We start from the raw sequence: 24387 nt of genomic DNA on the forward strand, positions 1-24387 counted from the left end.
ACGATGGCAATCAACGCCTAGAGTGTGCCCTTGGTCGACGGAATGGCGCCGCCCGGCGCCGTGATGCGGACCGCTTCACCGAGCGCGCGTGCGACGCCCTTGAAGCAACTTTCCGCAATATGGTGATCGTTGTCGCCGTAAAGAGTCTCGATATGGAGCGTCATGCGGGAATTCATCGCCAGAGCGGTGAAGAATTCGCGCACGAGCTGGGTGTCGAAGGTGCCGATCTTGTCGGTATGGAAGGCCGTCCGGAACACGATGAACGGCCGGCCCGACAGGTCGAGCGCGACGCGGGTCAGCGTCTCGTCCATCGGCAAGAGGCAATCCGCATAGCGGGTGATGCCACGCTTGTCGCCCACGGCCGCGAGAATCGCCTCGCCGAGCGCGATGCCGACATCCTCCACGGTGTGGTGATCGTCGATATGGAGATCGCCCTCGGCCTCGATGGTCATCGAAATGCCGGAATGGCGGGCGAGCTGATCGAGCATATGATCGAAGAAGCCGATCCCCGTCTTGATCGTGCGCGCACCGCCCCCATCGAGGTCGACCGACACCGAAATGGCGGTTTCCTGGGTGCGCCGAGAAATGTCGGCTTTGCGGGAGGGAGGCGTCTGTGTCATCGGAGCCTTCTAGCGTGCTTTGTGGTCAGGCGAAATCACCTGATCGAGGAGAACTTGCGCGGTTTACCGGCGGAGATAGACAAATGACGTTCTCTACACCACAGAGCCGGCTGATCGTCGCGCTCGACACGGCGGATCGGGCCGCAGCGGAGCGGCTCGTCGAGGCGACCGAGGGCACCGTCGGCGTCTACAAGGTCGGGCTCGAATTCGCCATGGCCGGCGGCCTAAATTTCGCCAAAGAGCTCGCCGACGCCGGGCACGCCGTCTTCCTCGACATGAAGCTCCTCGACATCGCGAACACCGTGGCGAGCGCGGTCCGTTCGGCCGGCGGCATCGGCGCGCGCTATCTGACGGTCCACGCCTATCCGCAGGCGATCCGCGCGGCGGTGAGCGCGCGGCCGCAGGGCCTCTCGATTGTCGCGGTGACCGTGCTCACCTCGATGGACGACGAGGATCTTCGCGAGACCGGGTACGCCGATACCGCATCCGCACTCGTCGAGAAGCGCATCGCGCAGGCGGCGTCGCTGGGCGCGGACTGCATCGTCTGCGCGCCCACGGAGGCCGCCGCCGCACACCGCTCGGGCCTCGTGGTGATCACGCCAGGCGTTCGCCTTCCCGACGACGCTGCCGGCGACCAGAAACGGATCGCAACGCCGCAGGACGCGATCCGCGCCGGTGCCGACGCCATCGTCGTCGGCCGGCCGATCAACGCCGCCGCCGATCCGCGCGAGGCCGCGCTCCGCTACACTGCGGCGATCGCCGAGGGGCTCGCGGCCCGCGACTGAATGGAGGATGGCGCGGCGCGCGCCGTCACCTAACTTTCGGAGCATGTCCGAACGATGAGGCGACCATGTTCCGTATTCTCCGCCCTCTCGCTCTCGTCTGTGCCCTCACCATGACGAGCGGCGCGGCACGGGCCGAGCCGATCACCATCGTCGCGCTCGGCGACAGCCTCACCGCGGGCTATCAGCTACCGCCTGGCGCGGGTTTTCCAGCGCAGCTCGAGCGAGCGCTCGCGGACGAGGGGCTCGACGTCAGTGTTCTCGATGCCGGCGTTTCGGGCGATACCACCTCCGGCGGCCTGTCCCGGCTCGACTGGTCGGTCGGCGAGGAGGCCGACGCGGTGATCGTGGAGCTCGGCGCCAACGACGCGCTGCGCGGCATCGATCCGAGCGATACGCGCGCCAATCTCACCGCCATCCTCGACCGGCTGGACGCGCGCGGGTTGCCGGTGCTTCTGGCCGGTATGCTCGCCCCGCCGAACATGGGCGAGGACTACGGCAACGCCTTCGCCGGCATCTATGACGAGCTCGCCGCGCGGGACGTCGTGTTCTATCCGTTCTTTCTCGACGGGGTCGCCGCCGATCCCGCGCTCAACCTCGCCGACGGGATGCATCCGACGGAAGAAGGCGTCGGCGTCATCGTCGAGCGGATTCTACCGAAGGTGCGCGAATTGATTGCGCGGGTGCAAGACGCCGGCTGATCCGGCCTCTTTCCCGACATCGTTACAAGCTGTAGAGACTTGAGAGATCCTTCGCCCGGCGGTTCCGTCCGGCGTCTTCCTGTAATTTGGGACCTCTCGTCCAATGGACTACCGTAAACTCGGACGGACCGACCTGTCCGTCAGCGCGCTTTCCCTCGGCACCATGACGTGGGGCGATCAGAACACCGAAGACGAAGCCTTCGCGCAGATGGATTATGCGCTCGAACGCGGCGTCAACCTCTTCGACAACGCGGAGATGTATCCGACCCCGCCCAAGGCGGAGACGGCGAACCGCTGCGAGACGATCATGGGCAACTGGCTCGCGGCGCGGCCGGGCGCACGCGAGAAGATCATCGTCGCGACGAAGGTCGTCGGCCGGTCGCATATGTCGTGGCTGCGCGCGGATGGTCGCGAGCCGCGCCTCACCGCCCGCGATATCGAGGAGGCGGTCGAAGGCAGCCTGCGCCGCCTCCAGACCGACCATATCGACCTTTATCAGGTGCACTGGCCGGATCGCCCGGTCCCGCAATTCGGCTCGAACCCGACCGTCTTCAACGTGCCCGACCGGCCGGCCGACGAAACGCCGATCGAGGAGAGCCTCGAAGCGTTCGGCCGCCTCGTGAAGGCCGGCAAGGTGCTTCATCTCGGCCTGTCGAACGAATCGACCTGGGGCCTGATGAAATGGCTCGGCGCCTCCGATCCGCTGCCCCGCGTCGCCTCGATCCAGAACGCCTACAGCCTCGTCAACCGCACCTTCGAGACGAACCTCGCCGAAGCCGCGATGCGCGAGGATGTCGGCCTGCTCGCCTATTCGGCCTTGGCGCAGGGCTGCCTCTCCGGCAAATATCTGGGCGGCGCGCTGCCGGACGGCTCGCGCAAGGCGCTCTATAACCGGATGCAGCGTTATGAAGGGCCGGGGGCGGAAGAGGCGTTCGGCCTCTATGTCGCGCTTGCCAAGGAGGCCGGCCTCGATCCGGCGCAGATGGCGATCGCGTTCGCTGCGAGCCGCCCCTTCATGACGAGCGTCATCATCGGCGCGAGCAAGATGGATCAGTTGAAGACGGTGCTCGACGCGGCCGACCTCACCCTCTCGGACGACGTTCTCGACGCGATCGACACGATCCACCGCGCCCACGCGAACGTCTGCCCATGAGCGCACTGCTGCCGGCCGGCATCGATCCGACGGGCGCCGCGGCGCTCGTCCTGCTCAGCGTGTTCACGAGCGCGCTGTCGGCATCGGTCGGCATCGGCGGCGGCGTCCTTCTCCTCGCGGCCATGACCTTCGTCGTGCCGATCGAGGCGCTGGTTCCGATCCACGGCGTCGTGCAGCTCGGCTCCAATCTCGGCCGCGTCACCTTGCTCGCCAAGGATGTCGCGTTTCGGCTGATCGTGCCGTTCACCATCGGGTGCGTGCTCGGAGCGGTGATCGGCGGCCTCCTGGTGACGGATCTCCCGGAGAACCTCCTCCTCCTCATCATCGGCGTCTTCGTGACGGCGACGACGTGGCTGAAGCTGCCGCCGCTCGGTCGCGGCGAGCGCGGCATCCTCGCCGCCGGCGGGCTGTTCGCGACGATCCTCACGATGTTCGTCGGCGCGACGGGCCCCTTCGTCATGATGCTGATGCGGCAGTCGGGTCTGTCCCACGCCGGCCTCGTCGCGACGACCTCGATGGGGATGACGATCCAGCACGCGCTGAAGGTTTCGGCCTTCGCGACGCTCGGGTTCGCGTTCGGCGCGTGGGTGCCGCTGATCGCGGCGATGATTGCGGCCGGCTTCGTCGGCACCTTCATCGGCGCCCGCTTACTCAAGAGCTTGCCGGAAGCGTCGCTCAAATTATCACTCAAGATTGTGCTCACCCTCATCGGCGCGCAATTGATTCTGCGCGCGGTGAGCGACTTCATCTGAACCCCGCATCGAGACCATGTCGAAAAAAGGTGAGCCCGTGTCACGCCAGACCATGCCGATGATCGGCCCGGAAGAGATCGCCGCCGCCGCAGCCCGCGTCACGCCGCATGTGCGCCGAACGCCGTTGCTCCGGCTCGACGGTCCGGCAAAGTGCGAGCTAAAGCTCGAGCACATGCAGGTGACGGGCACCTTCAAGGCGCGCGGGGCGTTCAACTCGTTGCTCAGCATGGACGTTCCGGCGGCCGGCGTCGCCGCCGCGTCGGGCGGCAATCATGGTGCCGCCGTCGCCTATGCCGCGAACCGGCTCGGCCACAAGGCGGCAATCTTCGTGCCGACGATCGCGAGCGCTTCGAAGATCGATCTGATTCGCGCCGCCGAGGGCGACGTGCGGATCGGCGGCGATCGCTATGCCGAGGCGCTCGCCGCCTGCGAGGCCTATCAGGCCGACAGCGGGGCGATCAGCATCCACGCCTATGACGCGCCCGCCACCATCGCCGGCCAAGGCACCGTCGCGCTCGAATGGGAGGCGGATTCCAAGGGTCTCGACACCGTCCTCGTCGCCGTCGGCGGCGGTGGGCTGATCAGCGGGATGGCGGCCTGGTTCGAGGACCGGGTCAAGGTCGTCGGCGTCGAGCCGGAAGGCTCGTGCGCGCTCCATGCCGCACTCGACGCAGGCCATCCGGTCGATGTCGAGATCGACAGCATCGCCGCCGACGCGCTCGGCGCGAAACGCACCGGCGAACTCAATCTCGCCATCGCGAAGCGTTATGTCGCCGATGTCGTCCTTGTTCCCGATCAGGCGATCCTGGATGCGCAGAAGAGCCTTTGGGACACCGCGCGCCTTCTCGTCGAGCCGGCCGGCGCAACGGCCTTCGCCGCGCTCGCAAGCGGGGCCTATCGTGCAGCGCCGGGCGAGCGGGTCGGCGTCCTCGTTTGCGGAGCCAACACCGATCCCTCTAAGCTCGGCGCACTCCTCGCCTGAACCATCCAACCGTCCCGTTGGCGCGTCGCTAGGAGGCCGGCGCGCTGCGAGCGCCCGCAAGCGCCACGGGTCAAACGCCTCGATCTAGAAAGAAACGCCACATGCCCTCTCTGCTCCTACTTCCCGGTGACGGAATCGGCCCCGAAGTGATGGCCGCCACCGAGCGGGTGATCGACTTCTTCAACCGCCGCGGAGCCGGTTTCGAGCTCCAGCACGGCCTCGTCGGCGGCAGCGCGGTCGACAAAGAGGGCGCGCCCGTCTCGGAGGAGACGCTCGCGATCGGCGAAGCGGTCGACGCGATCTTGTTCGGCGCGGTCGGTGGCCCGCAATATGACGAACTCTCCTACGAGATGCGCCCGGAGGCCGGTCTTCTGCGGCTTCGCAAGCATTTCGAGCTGTTCGCCAATATCCGCCCGGCGATCTGCTATCCGGCGCTCGCCGACGCGTCGAGCCTCAAGCGCGAGGTCGTCGAAGGGCTCGACATCATCATTCTGCGCGAGCTGACCGGCGGCGTCTATTTCGGCGAGCCGAAGACGATCGAGGATCTCGGCAACGGCCAGAAGCGGGCGATCGACACCCAGATCTACGACACCTACGAGATCGACCGCATCGCGCGCGCCGCCTTCGAGCTCGCCCGCACGCGCCGCCAGCACGTCACGTCGATGGAAAAGCGTAACGTGATGAAGTCGGGTGTCCTGTGGCGCGAAGTCGTCGAGGACGCGCACAAGGACGGCAACACCGACATCACGCTGAGCCACATGCTCGCCGATGCCGGGGCGATGCAGCTCGTGCGCGATCCGAAGCAGTTCGACGTGATCGTCTGCGACAACCTCTTCGGCGACATGCTGTCCGACATCGCGGCCCAGCTCACCGGGTCGCTCGGAATGCTCCCCTCGGCCTCGCTCGGTGCGGTCGACGAGCGGTCCGGCCGTCGCCGCGCGCTCTATGAGCCGGTCCACGGCTCGGCGCCGGACATCGCGGGCAAGGGCATCGCGAACCCGATCGCGATGATCGCCTCGTTCGGAATGGCGCTGCAATACTCGTTCGGCATGGTCAACGAAGCGAAGGCGCTCGACGGCGCGATCGCCGCCGCCCTCGCCGACGGCCTCCGCACGGCCGACATCGCCCATGGCGTCACCCCGGTGTCGACCAACGAGATGACCGACGCGATCCTCGGCAAGCTCGAAAAGGCGCTCTGAGCCTAGCGTTGCATATCCACTCCCGGCGCACGCGAAGGCGCCGGGAGTGTTCCATATGAAAAACGCACCCCTGCGTTGATCCGATCAGCCCTCGACGGCGCGACAAACCTCATTCATGATCGGATCTGATTTGCATCAACGTTCGACGATCCTCGGCCAATAGCGGACCCGTCCGGGGCGTACCGATTGGTCGTCCTCACCATGCCCGCGTCTGCGCGGCATTCGATTTCTCGTTCCGGCGGTCGGGTGGGCGGCCGGTTCCCCGTGTCGCGCCGTCCTCGTGACCACCCCACGAATAATAAAAAGCCCAAGGTCCGATGCCACTATCCGAGAATTCCCGCGGGGCCGCCTTCATGGCGGTGGCGACGGTCGGTTTTGCGCTCAACGACGCTCTCCTCAAGGTCACCTTCGAGACGATGCCGATCTCGCAAGGCGTGTTCTTTCGGAGCCTGTTCGCGTCGCTCTTCATGCTCCCGCTGGCGTTCTACACCCACGCATTCCGCTTTCGCCCCGGCCGCAAGGACAAGATCGCGCTGGCGGTCCGCACCATGGGCGAAATCGGCGCCACCGTCTTCTTCATGATCGGCCTGTCGAAGATCTCGCTGGCGGACGCGACGGCCGTCGTCCAGGTGACGCCGCTCGCCGTGACCATGGCCGCCGCGCTGTTTCTGGGCGAGCCTGTCGGCTGGCGGCGCTGGTCGGCGATCGGCGTCGGCTTTATCGGCGTCATCATCATGATCCGACCGGGCGCGGAAGGCGGCATCGGCTCGGCAGTGATCTATCCGATCATCTCGGTGTGCTTCGTGGTCCTGCGCGATATCGCGACCCGCCAGCTCAGCCGCGACACGCCTTCGCTCTATGCGAGCCTGTTGACCTCGGCCTGTGTCGGCCTCATCGCGCTGATGGTCTCTTTCATGGAGGGATGGCGCGCGGTCTCGCTCGAGACGATGGGTCTTTATAGCGGCTCGGCCTTCGCGATCATGGTCGGCTATGTCTGCATGGTGGTGGCGATGCGGACGGGCGACATCGCCTCGGTCTCGCCCTTTCGTTACACCGTCCTGATGTGGGCCTTCATCTTCGGCTACCTCATCTTCGGCGACATCCCGGATCTGTTGACCATCGTCGGTGCGCTGATCGTCGCCGCTGCCGGTCTTTATACGCTGTGGCGCGAGACCGTGCTCGGCCGCCGCGTCACCCTTACGAGCACCAACCGGCCGTTCGCGCCGGTGGAAGGGGCCAGCCTCGAGGCACCATCGAAGGGTGAAAAGGAAGACGCGTGAGTTCCGCCTTTATTCGGCGGCGACCATCGTCTCGCGATCAGCGTCCACGGTGTGCCAGAGCGGCGCATCGAACGTTGCGATGAAGGCGGCATGCGCCGCGCGCTCCGCCGCCGTAACGCGCGGCGGAAGCGGCGCCGGGCGAGGGGGATGACGCGGGGTTCCCGCCGCCACGGTGACGGTGCCGCCAAGGTCCTCGGCGAGCACGAAGGCCGCCTGACGGCCACCGCACAGCTCGAGATAGACTTCCGCGAGCAGCTCCGCGTCGAGAAGGGCGCCGTGCTTGGTGCGGCGTGACGCGTCGATCCCATAACGCGAGCAGAGCGCATCGAGCGAATTGGGGCCGGAATGCTTGCGGCGCGCGATCGCCAGCGTATCCACCACCTGATGCGGCTCGATCAGCGGTTTCCCGCAGAGCCCCAGCTCGTGATTGATGAAGGCGATATCGAATGACGCGTTGTGCGCGACGACCTTGTCCGTCCCGATGAAGGCGGCAAACTCGTCGACGATGTCGGCAAAAAGCGGCTTGTCGGACAGGAACTCGGCGGAGAGACCGTGGACGCGAAACGCCTCCTCCGGCATGTCCCGCTCGGGGTTGATGTAGACATGGTAGGCGTTGCCGGTCGGAATGGTGTTGAGCACCTCCACCGCGCCGATTTCCACGACGCGATCGCCGGTCTTCGGGTCAAGACCGGTGGTTTCCGTATCGAGAATGATCTCGCGCAAAGCCCGCCCCTTGCTGGCCGTCCCGTCTGGATCCTCAGAATCGCACAACACGGCGCGGATTGCACCGCCCTGCGCACGATTTCCTCGCCGAGGGCCGCGTCAGCCCAGCGAGAGGAGCGCGCGGCGCACCGCTTCGACTTCGCGCATCGCATGCGGAATGTCGACGCCGGTGTCGATGATGAAGTGCGCGCGCCGGCGTTTCTCGGCGTCCGGCATCTGCTTGGCGAGGATTGCGGAGAATTTCTCCTCCGTCATGCCCTGACGTTCGAGGACGCGGGCGCGCTGAATGTCCGCCGGCGCACTCGCGACGATGACGGCGTCGACCTCTTGGTCGCGTCCGGTCTCGAAGAGCAGCGGAATGTCGAGGATCGCGATGCGGCGACCGTCCTCGCGCGCGCGGGCGAGGAAAGCCGCTTCCTCCTCGTGGACGAGGGGATGCACGATCGCCTCGAGCCGGGCGAGCGCCTCGGCGTCGCCGAGCACCGCCGCGCCGAGCGCCTTGCGATCGACGACGCCGTCGATCACGACCCCCGGAAAGGCGGCGCCGACGGGATCCACCGCGCGGCCCTGATAGAGACGATGCACCGCGGCGTCGGCGTTATAGACGGCATCCCCTTCGGCGGCGAACAGGCCGGCGGTGGTGGATTTGCCCATCCCGATCGAGCCGGTGAGGCCGACGATGATCATCGGCCTAGAACGTCGCCAGGAGGACGCGGCGGAGCTCGTCGTCGACCGCCGGCTCCATACCGAACCAGCGCTCGAAGCCCACCGTCGCCTGATAGAGAAGCATCCCGAGCCCATCGACGGCCGCGAAACCCCGCGCGCGCGCATCGCGCAAAAGCGGTGTCTCCAGCGGATAATAGACGAGATCCGCAACGGTCGCTTGGGCGGGGAGGGGGGAGAGGTCGATGTCGAGCGGCCCGGAGCCGGTCATGCCGAGCGATGTCGCGTTGACGAGAAGCGCCGTCTCGGCGAGAGCGTCGGGGAGGCGATCCCACGCCACCACCTCACCGTCGACGAGATCGGCGAGCTCCTTTGCCTTCGCCTCCGTCCGGTTCGCGATCCGCACGGCGACGCCTTCGGCGGCCAACGCGTCGGCGACGGACACCGCCGCGCCGCCCGCACCCAGAACGAGCGCAGCCCCGCGACCGCGCCAGGCCGGGGCCTGGGCGTCTAGGCTCTTCAAGAAGCCCGATCCGTCGCTGCTCGTCCCGGCCATCGCCGCACCGTCGCGCCAGAGCGTGTTGATCGCGCCCAACCGTCGCCCCGCATCATCGAGCTTGGCGTGGCGCGCCGCGACGGCCTTGTGCGGCATCGTGACATTGACCCCGGCGAGATCGGAATCGGCGAGCGTGGCGAAAAACGCCTCTCCGTCCTCCGGCTTCACCTCGATCCGATCATAACGGGCATCGATCCCGTATCGGCCGAACCAATGCTCGAAAATCATCGGCGAACGCGAATGCTTCACCGGATAGCCGACGACGCCGACCCGCTTCGGTGCGCTCATCAATAGGTCTCCGTCAGGCCCGAGCCGTAACGGCGATCGGTCAGGAGCGCCACGATCGCCGCCGCGGTCTCCTCGATCGAGCGACGCGTCACGTCGATCAGCGGCCATCCATGCTCGGCGCACAGTTTGCGGGCGAAGGCCACCTCTTTCGCGACCTCCTGGCGGTTCACATAGGAGGACCCGCGATTCTCGGCCTGCATGGCGAGGAGCCGATTTTCGCGCAAGGCCACGATCCGGTCGGGCGAGGCGGTGAGGCCCACGATCAGCGCCCGCTTCGCGTCGAAAAGGGACGGCGGAACCGGAAGGTTGGTCACGATCGGCAGATTGGTCGTCCGCACGCCGCGATTGGCGAGATAGATCGAGGTCGGCGTCTTCGACGTGCGCGACACGCCGACGAGAACGACGTCCGCCTCGTCGATATCGCTCGGCAACGCGCCGTCATCGTGGCGCATCGCGAAATTGAGCGCCTCGATGCGGCGGAAATAGCCGGCGTCGAGCTCGTGCTGGGCGCCGACGCGGGCCGCCTTCTGGACGTTCAGATAAGACTGGAAGACCGCGACCAGCGGGTCGAGAACGTCGATGCACGGCAGACCCAGATTGGCGCACGTCATCTGCAGCCGCTCCAGGATCTCCGGATCGACGAGAGTGAACATCACGATGCCCGGCGCATCCTCGATTTCGGAGAGGACGCGATCGAGCTGCCGGTCGGAGCGAACGAGCGGATAGACGTGCTCTATCGCCTCCACGTCTTCATAGCGGGCGACCGCCGCGCGGGAGGAGGTCATCAGCGTCTCACCCGTCGAGTCGGAGACGAGGTGGACGTGGACGAACGTGCGTTTCCGGTTCACGAAGTGCGCCTCGGCGTGGGGATTGTTGTGGGACAAGTCCTGGCCTCGTCCGCGTTCCGGCGCAAGCCTGTGGAAGGCCGATGTGATCGTCCTCATGTCCATCCACCGGCGGGCCGACGTGGACAAGCGCGGAATAAAAGTTAAGCCTCGTTAACACTTGGCCGGTTGTTCCAGATGGTCCACAGACCGCCCACGCCAGCGAGGGGCGTGCGAATGGAGCGCAGGTCGGGGCTTTCGAGGGGACTTGCGGGCGATTGTTCTAACGTGTGAACACGGAGGTCCCCAGGTCGGACCCCGGCGAACAAAAAGGCGAACGGCTGTGTGCGATGCGTCTGTCCCCGTCACTCAGGGACCAACATCAAAAACAACCTATCTATTTAGATTCTCTTAAATGATGGACGCCGAGCCTTCTGCCACGCCCTCCCTTGTGCGCGCTTTGCGCGGAGAGACCGTTCGCCCTGCTCCGGTCTGGTTCATGCGCCAAGCCGGACGCTACCTCCCGGAGTACAGAGAACTTCGGAAGACCGCTTCAAGTTTCCTAAAATTTTGCTATTCGCCGGAATTGGCTGTCGAAGCGACGCTTCAACCGATGCGGCGCTATGCGTTCGATGCTTCGATCATCTTCTCGGACATCCTCGTCCTGCCGGATGCGCTCGGCCAGGAGGTCTGGTTCGTGCAGGGCGAAGGCCCTCGCCTCGAGCCGATCACCGATCCGTCGGCGCTTCGTTTCGACGATTTCGAGACCCATCTCGCGCCGGTCTATGAGGCGCTTCGCGGGCTTCGCGCGGCGCTGCCGGCCGAGAAGGCCGTGCTCGGCTTCTGCGGCGCGCCCTGGACCCTCGCAACGTACATGATCGCCGGCCGCGGTGGGCTCGATCAGTGGCCGGCCCGCACCTTCGCGGCGCGCGATCCGGACACCTTCGGCGCCCTCATCGACATTCTCGTCGATGCCGCGACGCGCCACCTCATCGCTCAGATCGAGGCTGGCGCCGACGCGGTGCAGATTTTCGACAGCTGGGCGAGCGCGCTCGACGAGACGGGTTTCCGCCGCTGGTCGATCGAGCCGATCGCCCGCATCGTCGCCGGCGTCAGAGCGGCGGCGCCGGACGTTCCGATCATCGGTTTTCCCCGTGGAGCGGGGACGGGTTACGGGGATTTCGTGGACGGCACCGGCGTCGACGGCGTCTCACTCGACTGGACGGTGACGATGGAGGCGGCGAAACAGCTCCAGAAATCAGGCGTTTGCGTGCAGGGCAACCTCGACCCGGCGCGCCTTGCCGCAGGCGGTCCCGGTCTCGATGCGGCGGTGGCGCACATCTGCGAGGCCTTGCGTGACGGGCCGTTCGTCTTCAACCTTGGCCACGGTATCTCCCTCGAGACGCCGCCTGAAAACGTCACCCGCGTCATCGAGATCGTGAAAGAGCGTACCGCCCCATGATGCTGTATTTTTGGCTGAAAGCCTTTCACGTCATTTCGATCATCGCCTGGATGTCCGCCCTCCTCTACCTGCCGCGGCTGATGGTCTACCATGTCGGCTCCGAGCCCGGCTCGGTGCAGTCGGAGACGTTCAAGGTGATGGAGCGCCGGCTCCTCCGGGTGATCGCGAACCCCGCGATGATCGCCGCGTGGATTTTCGGCCTGTGGCTCGCTTATGTCAGCCAGGCATGGACGATGCCCTGGTTCCACGCGAAGGTGACGTTGGTCCTCCTCCTCACGATCGCGCACATGGCGATGGCCCGGTGGGTGCGCAAGTTCGGCACCGACTCCAACACCCATTCGGCGCGCTTCTACCGGATCATGAACGAAGTCCCGACAGTGCTGATGATCGGGATCGTCATCATCGTCTTCGTGAAGCCTTTCTAGCCGGCGCGGGTCCGGCCGGACCCGCCGTGCGAGACAAGGTTTCACAGATGGGCTTGCGAAAGAACTGATCCGCCTATAGGTTAGGCGCGTTCCAACGCTCGCATCGTGGATGAACCAGGCGGCCACGCCGGGGACGAGCGGTGAAGGAACCTCTCCCTCCACGCAAATTTGCGTCTCTCGCAGCCTCGTTTCTTCCCGGCAACATGGCCGGTGACCAGGACAGCCCCATGCGCGAAATGAAACTTCACGAGCTCAAGGCGAAAAGCCCCGGCGATCTCATTGCGTTCGCCGAAGAGCATGAAGTTGAAAACGCATCGACGCTCCGCAAACAGGAGCTGATGTTTGCTATTTTGAAGCAACTCGCCGCCCGCGAAGTCGACATTATCGGCGAAGGCGTGGTCGAAGTGTTGCAGGATGGGTTCGGCTTTCTCCGTTCGCCCGACGCGAATTATCTCCCCGGACCCGACGATATCTATGTCTCCCCGTCGCAGATCCGGCGCTTCTCGCTGCGGACGGGCGACACGGTCGAAGGTCAGATCCGCAGCCCGAAAGAGGGTGAGCGGTATTTCGCGCTCCTCAAGGTCAACACGATCAACTTCGAGGAGCCGGAGGCCGCCCGGCACAAGATCCACTTCGACAACCTGACCCCGCTCTATCCAGACGAGCGGCTCCACATGGAAGTCGACGGGCCCCCCACGAAGGACTTTTCCGGCCGCGTCATCGATCTCGTCGCCCCGCTCGGCAAAGGCCAGCGCGCGCTCATTGTCGCGCCGCCCCGCACGGGTAAGACGGTCCTTCTGCAGAACATTGCGAAGTCCGTCACCGCGAACCATCCGAATTGCTATCTCATCGTCCTCCTGATCGATGAGCGGCCCGAGGAAGTGACCGACATGCAGCGCTCGGTGCGCGGCGAAGTCGTCTCCTCGACGTTCGACGAGCCGGCCGTCCGGCACGTCCAGGTCGCCGAAATGGTGATCGAGAAGGCCAAGCGGCTCGTGGAGCACGGACGCGACGTCGTGATCCTGCTCGATTCGATCACCCGTCTCGGCCGCGCCTACAACACGGTCGTGCCGTCGTCCGGCAAGGTGCTGACCGGCGGTGTCGACGCGAACGCCCTTCAGCGCCCGAAGCGCTTCTTCGGTGCCGCGCGTAATATCGAGGAAGGCGGCTCGCTGACTATCATCGCCACCGCGCTGATCGACACCGGCAGCCGCATGGACGAGGTGATCTTCGAGGAGTTCAAGGGCACCGGCAACTCCGAGATCATCCTCGATCGCAAGATCTCCGATCGCCGCGTCTGGCCGTCGATCGACATTCAGCGCTCCGGCACGCGTAAGGAAGAGCTGCTCGTGCGCAAGGAGGACCTCAAGAAGGTCTTCGTCCTGCGCCGCATCCTGAACCCGATGGGCAGCGTCGACGCGATCGAGTTCCTGCTCGACAAGTTGCGGCAGACCAAGAACAACGCCGAGTTCTTCGATTCGATGAACACCTGAGCCCGGTCCATCCAGGGCATGGAAACGAAAAAGGCCGCAGGAAATGCGGCCTTTTTTATTGGTGATTTGTTAAGGTCAATCCGCCGTCAATTCGGCGTCCAAAGCCGTGTCCGCAGCTCGGCCGGATCGCCGATCGGCAAACTGCAGACACCTGCGCGGCAGACGATCGCTTGGCCGGCATCGAGGCTTTGCGATGCGGCCGGGTTGCTCTGCGGCGTTGAGCCGAGAACGAGCGCAGCCGGATGCCCGGAGCGGCGTACCGCCGCCTCCAAGGTCGAAGCGTTGGTCGTGGTCACGGTGGCGAGGCGCTGGAGCTGATCCATTCCATTGAAGAGGCTCGCGCACGCGAAGACATTCGTCGCCGCGAGCCGGCCATGGGCCCGCAGGATTCGTTTCGCAATCTGCTCGAAGCGATCGTCGCCGGTGATCGCCCATAACGAGGCGAGGTTCTTGACCATGAGACCATTGGCGTTGGGCACGGCTTCATCGTGTGGGCTATCCGGGCGCTTGATCAACGCGGGCGCGTCGTCGGCAGACCAATAATAGCCGCCGTGCTCGGCGAGATGGTGGCGCTCCAACGCGTCGACCCATGTGACGGCATCGGCGATCAGATCATCTTGCGATCCGATGCCGGCGGCATAGAGACCGATCGCGGCGTGGATCATCGCCGCATAATCGAGCGCGAACGCCTGATCGAGCCGGCTGTCACCGCGCACGGCGTGGATCAGGCGGTCACCGCCGCTGAAGCGGGCCTTGGCGGTCCGATAGGTCGTGTCGGCGAGATCGCACCAATCGGGCCGTTCGAACGCCGCGCCGGCGTGGGCGAGTGCGGCGATGGCGAGGCCGTTCCAGTCGGCGAGCTGCTTGTCGTCACGGCCGGGCGCGGGTCGGCGCTCGCGGGCCTCGAACAGTGTTTCACGTGAAACGGCGAGGGCGGCTTCCAACGCCTCGTCGCCGAGCCCGGTTTCCGCGAGGCGATTGAGGACGTTCGTCCCCTCCCAATTGCCGTCCTCCGACACGTCATAATGCGCGTTGAATAGGTCCGCGTCGGCGCCCAGTACGTCGGCGATCGCGGCCTTGCTCCAGACATAGAAGCGTCCTTCTTCGCCTTCGGTATCGGCGTCGAGACTCGCGGCGAAGAGACCGTCCATCCGCATCTCGCGGGTGAGCCAGCCGATGGTTTCTTCCACGCGCGCACGGAAGAGCGGATCGCCGGTCACGCACCACGAGTCGGTGAGGAGGGTGATGAGCTGGGCGTTGTCGTAAAGCATCTTCTCGAAATGCGGCACGTGCCAGCGCTGATCGACGGAGTACCGCGCGAAGCCGCCGCCCAGATGATCGTAGATCCCACCCATCGAGATCCGGTTCATCGCCGTGAGCACCGCGTCGCGAAACTCGGGCTCTCCGGTCCGCGCTGCGCCCCGCCAGAGCAGCTCGAAGAAACCGCCATTCGGGAACTTCGGCGCGCCGCGCATTCCGCCATTGTCTGGGTCGGTGAGGCTCAGCAACTGGCGCGCGGCGCGGACGGGCGCATCGTCCGGTAGTTCGCCGGGATCTTGGATCGCCGTCGACCGTTGCCGGATCGCCTCAACATTGTCGGCGATGAGGTCGGTCCGATCGCGATAGGAGTCCGACACGGCGGTCAGCACGTCGACGAAACGGGGGCGCCCGAACCGCGAGTCCTTCGGAAAATAGGTCCCTCCGAAAAACGGCTCACCCGTCCCCGTGAGGAACATTGTGAGCGGCCACCCGCCTTGCTCGCCAGTGGCGTGGAGTGCGGCCATATAGATCTGGTCGATATCCGGCCGCTCTTCGCGATCGACCTTGATGTTGACGAAGCGTTCGTTCATGACGGCGGCCGTCTCGGCATCTTCGAAGCTCTCGTGCGCCATCACATGGCACCAATGGCAAGCCGCGTATCCGATCGACAGGAGGATCGGCCGACCCGACCGCTCCGCTTCGCTGAGCGCGTCCGGGCCCCATGGCCACCAATCCACCGGGTTTTCGGCATGCTGGAGGAGGTATGGGCTGGCTTCGTGCGCGAGTCGGTTTGCGTGGGCCATCAGGGTAAGGTCTCCCATGAAATCTGTAGGGACAATTGTGGCACTATCGTCCGGTGTGCCACCCAGTGCGATCGCAATTGTTCGCGCCTCGGGACCGGAGGCGGTCGCTGTGGCGCGCGCCTTTGCGATCGACGGCCTCCGGCCGCGGCGCGCCGCGGTTCGGGACGTGCGCTCACCGCTCGACGACAGCGTGCTCGACAAGGCAGTCTGCCTGCTCTTTCCCGGGCCGGGAAGTGCTACGGGCGAAGACGTTCTGGAGCTTCATCTTCATGGCGGGCCAGCGCTGGTGGAACGGGTGCTGTCCGATGCCCTCACCGTGCCAGGGGTCCGGGCGGCGGAACCCGGCGAGTTCACGCTGCGCGCCGTGCTGAACGGCCGGATGGGACTTGCCGACGCCGAGGGACTCGCCGATCTTATCGAGGCGCGAACCGAATCGGAGCGGCGTCGCGCCACGCGCCTCGCCGACGGCGCGCTCTCACGCCAAGTGGCGGACTGGCGGGCGCGGCTCATCGGCACGCTCGCACTGTGCGAAGCCTATCTCGACTTTTCCGACGAAGGCGATGTCGGTGACGCCTCGCCGGAAATCGACCCGGCCCTCAACGGGCTTCGTGAGGAGATCGAGGGGGCGCTCCTCGGTAGCGATCAGGCCGATCGCCTGTCGGACGGATTTCACGTGGCCTTCGTCGGCCCGCCGAACGCGGGAAAGTCGAGCCTCCTCAACGCGCTCGCCGGTCGCGACGTCGCGATCGTGAGTGACGAGGCCGGCACGACGCGCGACGTCGTTTCCGTGTCGCTCGAACTTGGCGGCTACCGCGTGATCCTGCATGACACGGCCGGGATCCGAGACGGCGCGAGCGGTATCGAGGCGCTCGGGATCGCCCGTACGGAGGCGACGCGCGATCGGGCCGATTTCGTCGTCGAGGTCAGGAGCCCAGATACGAACCCGTTGCGGGTGGCGGGTGTCGGGATCGTCGTCGGCCATAAATGCGATCTCGGCCGCGTCGATGGAACGGAGATTGAGACCACCTGTTCCGACGCAGCGTCGATCGCCACATTGAAAGAGAAAATCGCCGCGCAGGCGGCGGCCGGATTGGCGCGCTCGGAAGCGGCGTTGATCACGCGCGCGCGGCAACGTTCGGCGCTCCTCGGCGTCGTCGAGGGCATCGACGACGCGCTTGATTCGCACGCGCTCGAGGTCAAAGCGGAAGGGTTGCGCTTGGCGTGTCAGGCAATGGCACGTATGACGGGTGAGATCGGTATCGAGGATGTGCTCGACGACGTGTTCGGGCGGTTCTGTCTCGGCAAGTGAGTGTTTCACGTGAAACATGATGTGGTGGTTGTTGGCGGTGGACACGCCGGATGCGAAGCGGCAGCGGCCGCGGCGCGTGCGGGTGCGCGCGTCGCCCTGGTCACGCTCGCGGCCGATGCGATCGGCCGATTGTCCTGCAATCCGGCGATCGGTGGGATCGGCAAGGGCCATCTCGTGCGCGAGATCGATGCCCTCGATGGCGTCATGGGCCGTGTCGCCGACGCGGCGGGCATTCAGTTTCGCCTTCTCAATCGCAGCCGTGGGCCCGCCGTTCGCGGCCCCCGTGCGCAGGTCGATCGGGCGGTCTATCGCGCCGTGATGCAGGCGGAGCTCGCCGCGATCGAGGGTATCGCGGTCGTGGAAGGCGAGGTCGCCGATCTGATTGCATCGCCTCATATCGCGGGTGTGCGGCTCGCGGATGGGCGTGAGATCGAAGCCGCCGCCGTCGTTCTGACGACCGGCACGTTCCTCGGTGGCATGATCCACCTCGGCGACAAGCATTGGCCGGCGGGCCGCATGGGTGAGGCCGCATCGACCGCCCTCGCCGCTCGCCTGCGCGCCGCCGACCTCCCCATGGCCCGACTGAAGACCGGCACGCCGCCGCGTCTCAAGGCCGAAACGATCGACTTTTCCCGGCTCGACGAGCAGCCCGGTGACGACGCACCGGTCTTTTTCAGCGCCTTTACCGATCGCGCCGCGCTCCCGCAGCGCCCTTGCCATGTCACGCGGACGACCGAAGCCACCCACGCCATCATCCGCGAGAATCTCGACCGTTCTGCTCTTTTCGCCGGTCACATCACCGGCGTCGGGCCGCGCTACTGTCCCTCGATCGAGGACAAGGTCGTCCGGTTCGCCGACCGCGATGCGCATCAGATCTTTCTGGAGCCGGAAGGACTGGAGAGCGATCTCATCTACCCGAACGGCATTTCCAACTCGCTGCCCGAGGATGTTCAGTGGGCGATCGTCCGCTCGATGCCCGGCTGCGAGTCTGCCGAGATCGTGCAACCCGGCTACGCTATCGAATACGATATGATCGATCCGCGCGCGCTCGATCCGACTTTGGAGTTGCGGGCCATTCCGGGCCTCTATCTGGCCGGTCAGATCAACGGGACGACGGGGTATGAGGAAGCCGCGGCCCAGGGCCTTCTCGCCGGCCTCAACGCCGCGCGCCGGGCCGCCGGTTCCGATGGGGTGACCATCGATCGGGATAGCGCCTATCTCGGGGTGATGATCGACGATCTCGTCACCAACGGTGTCGACGAGCCCTATCGCATGTTCACCTCGCGTGCCGAGAATCGGCTGATGATGCGGGCCGACAACGCGGCCGACCGGCTGACCGGCTGGGGTGTCCGCCTCGGGCTCGTGGGCGGCGTCCGTCAGCGGCATCAGGCGGCCAAGAGCGCCCGTAAGACGGAAGCGGCGGCTCGGCTCGTGGCGATCGCCCTCACCCCGAACGAAGCGGCCCGGTACGGCGTCACGCTTAATCAGGATGGCCGTCGGCGGAATGGCTTCGATCTTCTCGCCCACAATGACGGCGGCTGGTCGCTCCTCGACCGGATCGACCCAGGGCTCGCCGATATCCCGCCGCTCATTCGCGACGCGCTGGAGGCCGATGCGCTCTACCGGGTCTATGGGGAGCGCCGGGCACGCCAGGCGGCCAGTGAAGCCGCATCCGACAGCCTCGCCATTCCCGCCGGGCTGATGGAGCGGACGATCCCCGGCCTCTCGACCGAACTGCAGCAAAAACTTCAGCGCCGCCGGCCGCGAACGCTCGGCGAAGCGCGGCGAATTTCTGGGATGACCCCCGCCGGGCTCGCGCTCATCGCGGCCCATGCCAGACGACAGGTCGCATAAAGCGGTGAACAACACGGAAGAAGAGGCGCGCGAGATGGTGCGCGGCGCTGTCGATCCCGATGCTTTTGAGGCAATTGAAACCTTTGTGGGTTCTTGTCGGGCCTGGGGCCGTGTGTCGAACCTCGTCAGCGCGGCCGACCAGGACCGTCTGTGGCAGAGGCATGTCCTCGACAGCCTCCAGCTTTTGCCGCTCGCGGACGCGGCGGGGCCCGAATGGATCGACCTTGGTTCCGGTGGAGGTTTCCCCGGAATGATCGTCGCCATCGCGCGAAGGGGGACTCGGATGACGCTTGTGGAGTCCAACCGGAAGAAGGCCGCCTTCCTCTTGCAGGTCGCGGCGGCGAGCGGCGCGTCCGTGCGCGTCGAACCCAAGCGGATCGAGGCGGTGACGCCCGGCGCGCGGGATGTGGTGTCCGCACGTGCGCTCGCCTCGCTCGATAAGCTGCTCGACCTTTCCGCCGGCTTTTTCGGCCCGTCGACGATCGGCCTCTTTCCGAAGGGCCGAGACGCGGCCAACGAGGTCGCCGAGGCCCGAAAACGCTACGACTTCGCCCTTTCCGAAACGCCGAGCCGGACCGAGGCCGATGCCACGATCCTCACCGTGTCTCAAATGACGAAGGTCTGAACCATGCTGCCCGCTCGCCCGAGGGTCATCGCGGTTGCCAACCAGAAAGGCGGTGTCGGTAAAACGACGACTGCCATCAACACCTCGACCGCGCTCGCGGCGCTGGGTGAGAAGGTCTTGCTCATTGATCTCGACCCACAGGGAAACGCCTCGACGGGGCTGGGGGTCGAGCCGAACCAGCGGGATATCACGACCTACGACATCCTGACCCGGACCGCCTCGCTGAAGGAGGCCGCCCGACCGACTGCGGTGCCGCATTTGTCGATCGCGCCGGCGACGATGGATCTCCTGTCGATCGATATCGAGCTGTCGACCTTCTCGGACCGCGCGCTCCGGCTGCGCGAGGCGGTGGCCGGTCTCTCGCAGGACAAGGGCGCGCCGCGCTATATCGTGATCGACTGCCCGCCGTCCCTCACCATGTTGACGGTGAATGCCCTCGCCGCCTCCCACGCGGTGCTGGCGCCGCTCCAGTGCGAGTTCTTCGCGATGGAAGGCCTGTCGCAGCTCCTTCGGACGATCAAGGAAGTCCGCGAGAGCGTGAATTCCGAGCTCACCATCCACGGCATCGTGATGACGATGTACGATGCCCGCAACAATCTCGCGAACCAGGTGGTTGCGGACGTGCGGGCGACGATGGGCGATCTCGTGTACGAGACGATGATCCCGCGCAATGTGCGCCTGTCCGAGGCGCCGTCATATGGCAAGCCGGCGCTGCTCTACGATCTCAAATGCGCGGGCAGTCAGGCGTATCTCAGGCTCGTTTCCGAGCTCATCGATCGCGAACAACGGATGGGAGTGGCCTGATGGAGGATACGAAAAAGCGCCTGGGCCGCGGTCTGTCCGCCCTCCTCGGCGACGTTCCGGCAGAAGGTCATGCGGCGCCGGCGGCCGATCGCGATCCGCGGCGTCTGCCGATCGACGCGTTGCGGCCGAACCCGGCGAACCCGCGTCGGTCCTTCCATGACGAACCGCTCGACGAGCTGACCCAGTCGATCCGCGAGCGCGGCATCATGCAGCCGCTGCTCGTCCGGCGCGTCGAGGATCATTTCGAGATCATCGCCGGCGAACGGCGTTGGCGCGCGGCGCAGCGGGCCGGTCTCCACGAGGTGCCGGTGCTCGTTCGCGACGTGTCGTCGGGCGAAGCGCTGGAACTCGCGATCATCGAGAACGTGCAGCGCACGGACCTCAACGCGATCGAGGAGGCGATGGGCTACCAGCGCCTGATCGAGGAGTTCGAGCACAAGCAGGATGCGCTCGCAAAGCTCATCGGCAAGAGCCGGAGCCACGTCGCGAACACGCTCCGACTGTTGAACCTGCCGCCGTCGATCCGTGCGAGTGTCGCCGATGGGAGCCTGTCCGCCGGACATGCGCGGGCGCTCATCGGCACCAAGAACCCCGATGCGATTGCCGAAGAGGTCATCCGCAACGGCCTCTCCGTCCGGGCGACGGAGGCGCTGGTGAGCCGCCTCAATCGCTCTGAGGAAGAGCAGGCGGCGAAGGCTGCGAAGAAGGCGAAATCGGCGACCGTCGACGACGCGAACACCCGCGCGCTCGTCCGCCGTCTCTCGAGCCGCCTGGGGCTCGATGTGAATCTCGCCCACAACACGGACGAAAGCGGCGTCCTCACCATCCGATACTCTTCGCTCGACCAGCTCGAGCAAGTTTGCCGGATGCTTGGCGAGGAATGACGCCGAAACACGCCGATGTTGCAATGCACCATCAGGCCGCTTCGTTCTTTTAAATCGGTTCAAAATCGCGCGTAGCTTGACGTTTGAGCGATGGCCCGTGAGCCGCTGATGCCGCGCGGACCGGTCTGTCTCGCGCGTCTTTGATCAGCCGCGACTGCTCGAATGTGATCCATGCCGCCAAGCCGACTCGCAGCGGCAGACTCCTCCGCTCCACCGCTTCGGCATTATCGCGATGTGGGCGGAGGTGATCCGGCCTGCCCGTGGTGTCCTGCATTCCCGGCCGAGTTCGTTGAAACGAGATCCGGGTAAGCGTCCCAGCGGCGCCGCCGGTGGATTGAGCCGCGTCAGACCGCCGGAGAGATCGTAGGTTGGCGACGTTATGACCGATCGGCCGACGCGGCGAAGGTACGGCCGGCTCGCGGTTTGTCGATCCGATTGAGTGTGACGGATGGCCCACCGGCGCCATCGTCGAGCCTCCCGGAGAGGACGGCGCGTTGGTGTGGCCCCGGTACTTGGCAGACGGAAACGCGGCCACGGAGCGGGGGCTTCGGCTCGGCCCACTCATGTGGCTCGGACACTCGGCGATCGCCTGGTCGGTTTTCTGTAAAGGGGCGCCTCATGGGAAACGCGGGGCCGCTGACAGCCGCCGCCGCAGGCCTGGACGATCGGAGACGGCGGACGCCGATGCCGGATCATGAGTGCGGCGTGATCGAACCCGGCATCGCCAAAACAATGTCGCCGGGCAGGCTACCCGTCATGCCCGCTCGCGGGGTGCACCCCCACGGCCATGGCGCGGGCCATAAGGCGCGCTCGCCGGTCAGGCCGGCGCCGACACTCCCTCGCCGACGAAGCGCCAGCTCTCCACCGCGAGATCGCGCGGCACCAGATAGGACCGCGTTTCGATACGGCGGTTGAGGCTGCTGCGGTGGCCTCCGCCGCCCGCGGGCCCGCAGCAATAGAGGGCGAGCACCTCTTGCAAGGCGTGGGAGACCGCGGGTTTCGACACCGACTTCGCGGCGAGGCGAACCCGCACATCGTCCGGCCCCGGTTGCAGGTTCGCACGGAGCGAGCCACCGTCATCGTCGAACGCGCTGGTCACCCCGATGAGGTCGAGCCGGAAGGTGACGTCGAGACCCCGCCGCGCGATCCGCTTCTTGATGGTGTCGGCCGCGAGTTCGGCCCGTGCCAGCGCGTTGGGGCCGGCATAGGAGATTTCCGACTCCCCGAACCATTCGCCCTCGAAGCCGATGGTCGCCTTCAAGGTGTCGGGCCGGGCGTGACCCCGTGCGCCGGTGACGGCGACACGGTCGCGTCCGACCTGCCGCAGGTCGACGCCGGTGATGTCGAGCGTGACGTCGGGCGTCAGATAGGCGGCCGGGTCGTGGATCTCGTAGAGAAGCTGTTCCTTGACGGTCCGCAGGTCGACGAGCCCGCCGGTTTCCGCCGGTTTGGTGATGACGAAGCTGCCGTCGGCCTCGACCTCGGCGATGGGAAAGCCGATCGCATCGGGATCGGGCACGTCCTTGAAGCCGGGATCGGCGAAGTAGCCGCCGCTCACCTGCGAGCCGCATTCCAGGAGATGGCCGATCAAGGTGCCGGCGGCGATCCGGTCGAGATCATCCCAATCCCAGCCGAAATGGGCGACCAGGGGACCGAGGGCGAGCGCCGGATCGGCGACGCGGCCGGTCACGACGATGTCTGCGCCGGCGGTGATCGCGTCCGCGATGGCGCGGGCGCCGATATAGACATTGGCGGAGATGACGTCTCCGGCCGGCGGTGGAAGGCTGCCGTCACCATCCCAGAGCGTGGCGGAGTCGGCCTGGAAGTCGGTGCGGATATCGTCCCCCTCGACGACGGCGATCCGCACGTCCGCGACCCCGGCCGCCCGCGCGATTGCCGCGACATGGCGCGCCGCCGCATCGGGATTGGCGACGCCGAAATTGCCGACGATCCGCACATTGCCCTTCACCGCGTCGGCGATGATGGGGCCGAGAAACGCTTCGAGAAGCGGCTCGTAGCCGAGGTTCGCGTCGCCGAGGCGCGCGGCTTGGCCCAGCGCCAAGGTGCGCTCGCCGATCGTCTCGAAGATGATCGCGCCGCCGCCGTGCCGGGCAAGCTCCGCGACCACCGGTCCCGCGGCATCGACCCGGTCGCCAGAAAAGCCCGCACCCGAGCCGATCCTGTATGTCATCGTTCGCTTCCCGTCGCGGAGGCCAAGGGGGCGCCCGTCGTCTGTGTCGCCACGGGGGCGATCGTCGCGAGGTAGAATTCCATCGGCCAGCGGATGTGCTCCCGGCAGAGCGCCGCCAGCGTTTCGCGTTCGCCGCGCTCGAGGGCGTCGCACATGGCGAAATGCTCGCCGACCGCGCGGCGGCGCAGCTCGGAATCGGCGAAGCCGCGGCTGCGGATCGGTTGCGTGCGCAGGGCGTAGAGCCGGATCGCCGAGGCGAGCTCCTCGTTGCCGGCGCTCGCGAAGAGCGTGTCGTGGAACAGGTTGTTGAGCCGCGCGATTTCGCTGAACGCCATCGCCGCCGAGGCTTCCTGATGGGCGGTGGCGACCTCCCGCAGCGCGGTCAGAAGTCCCGCGTCGCCGGGGACCGGGAGTGAGGCCGCGGCGAGACCTTCGAGCGCATAGCGGATCGCGTAGAGGTCTTCGATGTCTTTCGGCGTGTAATCGCAGACCTGGGCGCCGCGATTGGGACGACGCACCACCAGACCCAGACGCTCCAACTCGTCGAGCGCGCGGCGGACCGCATGCCGCGTCGCGCCGAAGCGGACGATCAACTCGTCCTCGATCAGCCGTTCGCGCGGCAGAATTCGGCCGACCAGGATGTCGGCTTGCACATCCGCGGCGACGGATTGCCAGCCGTTCGACTGTCGTGCCGCGCCTTTTGAAAAGGAAGAATCCGTCTCCTGCATGGCCGCACTCTACGCGGGTTTTGCGC

At 66.2% G+C, this 24387-nt stretch carries 23 protein-coding genes; 15 read left to right on the forward strand and 8 right to left on the reverse strand.

Features of this window, described 5'->3' with window-relative positions; all coding sequences use genetic code 11:
* Positions 1 to 17: 17 nt before the first annotated feature.
* Complete coding sequence (gene hisB, locus L1787_RS11115; RefSeq protein WP_235708896.1) at positions 18 to 620, reverse strand: imidazoleglycerol-phosphate dehydratase HisB; 603 nt, start codon at positions 618 to 620, stop codon at positions 18 to 20.
* A gap of 83 nt (positions 621 to 703) precedes the next feature.
* Between hisB and pyrF the strand changes: the two genes are divergently transcribed.
* The 7 genes from pyrF to L1787_RS11150 all read left to right on the forward strand — a co-directional run bounded on the left by pyrF (position 704) and on the right by L1787_RS11150 (position 7469).
* Positions 704 to 1405 carry an orotidine-5'-phosphate decarboxylase gene (gene pyrF / locus L1787_RS11120; protein WP_235708897.1) on the forward strand — a complete coding sequence of 234 codons (702 nt, stop codon included), beginning with the start codon at positions 704 to 706 and terminating at the stop codon, positions 1403 to 1405.
* Between the two features lie 65 nt (positions 1406 to 1470).
* A complete protein-coding gene (locus tag L1787_RS11125) occupies positions 1471 to 2103 on the forward strand; it encodes an arylesterase (protein ID WP_235708899.1) in 633 nt (210 codons plus the stop codon).
* A 103-nt stretch (positions 2104 to 2206) separates the two neighbouring features.
* Positions 2207 to 3256: an aldo/keto reductase gene (locus L1787_RS11130; RefSeq protein WP_235708900.1), complete on the forward strand. Its 1050-nt coding sequence runs from the start codon at positions 2207 to 2209 to the stop codon at positions 3254 to 3256.
* Positions 3253 to 4008 (forward strand): sulfite exporter TauE/SafE family protein, encoded by a 756-nt coding sequence (locus tag L1787_RS11135; RefSeq protein ID WP_235708902.1) that lies wholly within the window; start codon positions 3253 to 3255, stop codon positions 4006 to 4008. Before L1787_RS11130 ends, L1787_RS11135 begins: the two co-directional genes overlap by 4 nt.
* A gap of 37 nt (positions 4009 to 4045) precedes the next feature.
* Positions 4046 to 4990, forward strand: coding sequence for a threonine/serine dehydratase (locus L1787_RS11140; protein ID WP_369415086.1), 945 nt, complete (start codon positions 4046 to 4048; stop codon positions 4988 to 4990).
* A 101-nt stretch (positions 4991 to 5091) separates the two neighbouring features.
* Positions 5092 to 6189 carry a 3-isopropylmalate dehydrogenase gene (gene leuB / locus L1787_RS11145; protein WP_235708903.1) on the forward strand — a complete coding sequence of 366 codons (1098 nt, stop codon included), beginning with the start codon at positions 5092 to 5094 and terminating at the stop codon, positions 6187 to 6189.
* A 317-nt stretch (positions 6190 to 6506) separates the two neighbouring features.
* Positions 6507 to 7469 (forward strand): DMT family transporter, encoded by a 963-nt coding sequence (locus L1787_RS11150; protein ID WP_235708905.1) that lies wholly within the window; start codon positions 6507 to 6509, stop codon positions 7467 to 7469.
* A gap of 9 nt (positions 7470 to 7478) precedes the next feature.
* Here L1787_RS11150 and dnaQ read toward each other — a convergent pair whose 3' ends face one another.
* The 4 genes from dnaQ to L1787_RS11170 all read right to left on the reverse strand — a co-directional run bounded on the left by dnaQ (position 7479) and on the right by L1787_RS11170 (position 10547).
* Positions 7479 to 8192 carry a DNA polymerase III subunit epsilon gene (gene dnaQ, locus L1787_RS11155; protein ID WP_235708906.1) on the reverse strand — a complete coding sequence of 238 codons (714 nt, stop codon included), beginning with the start codon at positions 8190 to 8192 and terminating at the stop codon, positions 7479 to 7481.
* A gap of 99 nt (positions 8193 to 8291) precedes the next feature.
* Positions 8292 to 8879 carry a dephospho-CoA kinase gene (gene coaE, locus L1787_RS11160; RefSeq protein WP_235708907.1) on the reverse strand — a complete coding sequence of 196 codons (588 nt, stop codon included), beginning with the start codon at positions 8877 to 8879 and terminating at the stop codon, positions 8292 to 8294.
* Between the two features lie 4 nt (positions 8880 to 8883).
* Positions 8884 to 9699, reverse strand: coding sequence for a shikimate dehydrogenase (locus tag L1787_RS11165; protein WP_235708909.1), 816 nt, complete (start codon positions 9697 to 9699; stop codon positions 8884 to 8886).
* On the reverse strand, positions 9699 to 10547 hold the full coding sequence (locus tag L1787_RS11170) for a pyruvate, water dikinase regulatory protein (protein WP_235709101.1): 849 nt from the start codon (positions 10545 to 10547) through the stop codon (positions 9699 to 9701). The genes L1787_RS11165 and L1787_RS11170 overlap by 1 nt, the downstream gene beginning before the upstream one ends.
* 394 nt (positions 10548 to 10941) lie before the next feature.
* Between L1787_RS11170 and hemE the strand changes: the two genes are divergently transcribed.
* The 3 genes from hemE (at position 10942) to rho (ending at position 13903) form a co-directional block, all read left to right on the forward strand.
* Positions 10942 to 11985, forward strand: coding sequence for a uroporphyrinogen decarboxylase (gene hemE, locus L1787_RS11175; protein ID WP_235709102.1), 1044 nt, complete (start codon positions 10942 to 10944; stop codon positions 11983 to 11985).
* On the forward strand, positions 11982 to 12410 hold the full coding sequence (gene hemJ / locus L1787_RS11180; protein WP_235708911.1) for a protoporphyrinogen oxidase HemJ: 429 nt from the start codon (positions 11982 to 11984) through the stop codon (positions 12408 to 12410). Before hemE ends, hemJ begins: the two co-directional genes overlap by 4 nt.
* Positions 12411 to 12637: 227 nt before the next feature.
* Positions 12638 to 13903 (forward strand): transcription termination factor Rho, encoded by a 1266-nt coding sequence (gene rho, locus L1787_RS11185; RefSeq protein WP_235708912.1) that lies wholly within the window; start codon positions 12638 to 12640, stop codon positions 13901 to 13903.
* Between the two features lie 86 nt (positions 13904 to 13989).
* On the opposite strand, the gene L1787_RS11190 is transcribed toward rho, so the two are convergent.
* The gene (locus tag L1787_RS11190) at positions 13990 to 15984 is read right to left on the reverse strand and encodes a thioredoxin domain-containing protein (RefSeq protein WP_369415087.1); all 1995 of its coding nucleotides are present in this window, start codon (positions 15982 to 15984) and stop codon (positions 13990 to 13992) included.
* Here L1787_RS11190 and mnmE point away from each other — a divergent pair.
* From mnmE to L1787_RS11215, 5 genes are read left to right on the forward strand one after another with little or no spacing between them, the layout of a single operon-like run.
* Positions 15983 to 17275, forward strand: a complete 1293-nt coding sequence (mnmE, locus tag L1787_RS11195) for a tRNA uridine-5-carboxymethylaminomethyl(34) synthesis GTPase MnmE (protein ID WP_235708915.1) — start codon at positions 15983 to 15985, stop codon at positions 17273 to 17275. The two genes, L1787_RS11190 and mnmE, sit on opposite strands and share 2 nt — an antisense overlap.
* 9 nt (positions 17276 to 17284) lie before the next feature.
* Positions 17285 to 19129, forward strand: a complete 1845-nt coding sequence (mnmG, locus tag L1787_RS11200) for a tRNA uridine-5-carboxymethylaminomethyl(34) synthesis enzyme MnmG (RefSeq protein WP_235708916.1) — start codon at positions 17285 to 17287, stop codon at positions 19127 to 19129.
* A 34-nt stretch (positions 19130 to 19163) separates the two neighbouring features.
* Positions 19164 to 19754, forward strand: coding sequence for a 16S rRNA (guanine(527)-N(7))-methyltransferase RsmG (gene rsmG / locus L1787_RS11205; RefSeq protein WP_235709103.1), 591 nt, complete (start codon positions 19164 to 19166; stop codon positions 19752 to 19754).
* Between the two features lie 3 nt (positions 19755 to 19757).
* Positions 19758 to 20558, forward strand: coding sequence for a ParA family protein (locus L1787_RS11210; RefSeq protein ID WP_235708917.1), 801 nt, complete (start codon positions 19758 to 19760; stop codon positions 20556 to 20558).
* Positions 20558 to 21442 (forward strand): ParB/RepB/Spo0J family partition protein, encoded by an 885-nt coding sequence (locus tag L1787_RS11215; protein ID WP_235708918.1) that lies wholly within the window; start codon positions 20558 to 20560, stop codon positions 21440 to 21442. Before L1787_RS11210 ends, L1787_RS11215 begins: the two co-directional genes overlap by 1 nt.
* An 817-nt stretch (positions 21443 to 22259) precedes the next feature.
* Here the strand turns inward: L1787_RS11215 and L1787_RS11220 are convergent.
* Both L1787_RS11220 and L1787_RS11225 read right to left on the reverse strand, forming a co-directional pair.
* A complete protein-coding gene (locus tag L1787_RS11220) occupies positions 22260 to 23633 on the reverse strand; it encodes an acyclic terpene utilization AtuA family protein (protein ID WP_235708919.1) in 1374 nt (457 codons plus the stop codon).
* The gene (locus L1787_RS11225) at positions 23630 to 24361 is read right to left on the reverse strand and encodes a GntR family transcriptional regulator (protein WP_235708920.1); all 732 of its coding nucleotides are present in this window, start codon (positions 24359 to 24361) and stop codon (positions 23630 to 23632) included. Before L1787_RS11225 ends, L1787_RS11220 begins: the two co-directional genes overlap by 4 nt.
* Positions 24362 to 24387 lie beyond the last annotated feature (26 nt).

The organism is Acuticoccus kalidii (assembly GCF_021556395.1).
GTDB classification, from domain to species: Bacteria; Pseudomonadota; Alphaproteobacteria; order Rhizobiales; family Amorphaceae; genus Acuticoccus; species Acuticoccus kalidii.